The organism is Pseudoalteromonas sp. CR1 (genome assembly GCF_019392235.1).
Lineage (GTDB): Bacteria > Pseudomonadota > Gammaproteobacteria > Enterobacterales > Alteromonadaceae > Pseudoalteromonas.
This window is the reverse complement of record NZ_JAHXRM010000575.1, coordinates 1-241: the sequence shown is the minus strand read 5'-3', so window position 1 is coordinate 241 and position 241 is coordinate 1. Positions and strand designations below refer to the sequence as shown.

At 44.0% G+C, this 241-nt stretch carries 1 protein-coding gene; it reads right to left on the bottom strand.

Going from position 1 to position 241, the window contains the following annotated elements; all coding sequences use genetic code 11:
- A partial coding sequence (locus KZZ04_RS20610) for a winged helix-turn-helix domain-containing protein (RefSeq protein ID WP_257903720.1) occupies positions 1–200 on the bottom strand: 200 nt, incomplete at its 3' end.
- Positions 201–241: the final 41 nt, after the last annotated feature.

The following is a 241-nucleotide window of genomic DNA, read 5'->3' as shown; positions in this document are numbered from 1 at the left end:
GTATTGGTATCACTATCAAAGTTGATTCCCCAAATTTCACTCGCAATAACCGTTCTGGGTATAATTTCGCCAGCTCTGGAGGCCAGTAGCCAAAGTAACTGAAACTCCTTGCGCGTCAGTGTAATACTGATATTGTCCCTGCTCACACTTTGACTAACAGAGTCCATTCTTAAGCCGCTGATTTCTAATGTTGAATTCAAAGCGTGATGTTGCCTTAATTGTGCCCGAACCCTTGCCAGCA